The organism is Paraburkholderia sp. RL18-085-BIA-A (genome assembly GCF_046027075.1).
GTDB lineage: Bacteria > Pseudomonadota > Gammaproteobacteria > Burkholderiales > Burkholderiaceae > Paraburkholderia.
On sequence record NZ_JARESU010000377.1, the window covers coordinates 1 to 1,912 of the forward strand.

Here is a 1,912-nt window from a genome sequence, read left to right on the forward strand (position 1 = left end):
GTGAATGGCAAGGCACACTATGGGGCAAGCCGGACGCGGCCGACCACAATAGGGCGGTGGGTGGAACAACCGGAGGGCGCGAAGACAATGGGGTGAAGCGCACGCTCAAGCAGCCGGGCGCGCATTTCGAGTACAACGACGTACGCGTGAACCTGCTCGCCGCCTGCCTGACGCTGCGGTTTGGCCGGGCGCTGCCGGAGGTGCTGAAGGAACGCGTGATGGATCCGATCGGCGCCAGTGTTGATTGGGAATGGCATGGGTATCGCAACGCATTTCTGGAGATCGATGGGCGACCCATTGCCTCCGTTCCCGGCGGCGGGCATTGGGGCGGCGGAATGATGATCGGCTCCCGCGATCATGCGCGTATGGGCATACTCGTGGCGAATGGCGGTGGCTGGGGCGGCCGGCAGATCGTACCCCGGCATTGGGTGCAGGCGATGCTCACCCCGTCTCCAGCCCTCGACCAGTACGGGCTCATGTGGTGGCTTAACGCCGGCGGCTCAAAGCGATATCCGAGCGTTACCGAGGCGAGTGTGTTCGGGCAAGGCGCGGGCGCAAGTATTGTGTGGATTGAACCCGATCTGGATCTAGTGGCGGTGGTGCGATGGATTGCGGCAGACGCTGCGGACGACTTTTTAGGCCGGGTGCTGGCAGCCCTCCAGTGATGAGGGAACCAGCCCTGAGTTTCGCCTCCGGCTGGTGAAGTGCCGCGGCACAGCCTGGCATCCCTATCCAACACCAAGCGTGCCCAGCTCAGGATTGCGGCCTACTCGACTTGACGGCGGCAATCCTGCAACTGGTTGCGGGTTCCGATCGGAATCAGGGCGGCGCTCCTTAAGGATAATGCAGGATTGCAGGAATGGAGTGCCGCAATTCGGGCGGTGAGATGATTGGCGCCGTCACGAGCGGGTTTTCGCCAAGCAACGGGCGAGCAGAATCACGGCGCGGTGCACCGGAAAGGCAACGCAGGCATCGGCTGTCAGATCAGCTCCGGCAGTAGTGATTGGGTAGCTCCACTGCCTTCCGGCAGCGGAGTCCCCGAAGAACTGGTGCAGGTTTCCCTGCATACAGCTCGAGCACAGCATTAAGCGCCGTACTGACGCCGGTCCTGCCATTACAGAGCAAGCCCTTCGCAAACGTCCCATCGTTAATTCACCTCATTGCTGAGGCGAAGGGCGCTGAACCGTAGTCAGACCGGTCACTCACAAGCTTCCCTTCGTTTGAATCTCAGATCCTGGCCTGCGACAGCCGCACCACGCGCAAGTGGGCACCCTTTCAGGTCGGGGCAAATCTCGAACCCCTATACGAACCATTACAGCTCGTCATTCGCTTGCTGCGCATTCTCATACCTGCTCCTCCAACAGTTTCCCTTGCGGGACACCTGCCTTGGCTCGATACTTTGAAACAAGGCGGAGAATCAGGCTTACCACGTTCCCAGTCCTGCCGTCACACCTAAACAGCGGTATGCCTGTCCGGTTAGCGTCTGTCTCTCCCCCGGTAGCGCTGACGACGACGGGCTCCCACTACGGAAAGGAACCACCCGCTACTTACCATTTTGGTTAGAGCCACCAGCAGCTTGGGCTCTTCGATCATTACGAGGGTTACACGACAATTCACTTACGTTACGCATACGGAACTTGCCTAGCCCCTACACCGCACGGCTGCTGGCAGTGTCGGTTCTTGCCTGTCGCCAGGCAGACCGTCTACTGAAGGGTTCATTGTCCCCGGAGCTTCGAACCCGACCGTTACCAGTCGCGCACGTCCGGGTAGGCAACTGCTGGTCGTACAGCAGGTCACAGCATCAACCTCCGATTATCTGGCTATTGAATGTGACAAGGCAGGAAAGAGCTTTGCCATCCACTACGATGCCGATTTACGTCCGGCGGACGGCGACACGTGTCGCACCCGCAGA

Annotated in this window: 1 protein-coding gene; it reads left to right on the forward strand. The window is 60.3% G+C overall.

Annotation, left to right across the window (positions count from 1 at the left end):
* Positions 1-665 (forward strand): serine hydrolase (locus P0D89_RS52555; RefSeq protein ID WP_408371055.1); only part of this gene is annotated, 665 nt, incomplete at its 5' end.
* Positions 666-1,912: the final 1,247 nt, after the last annotated feature.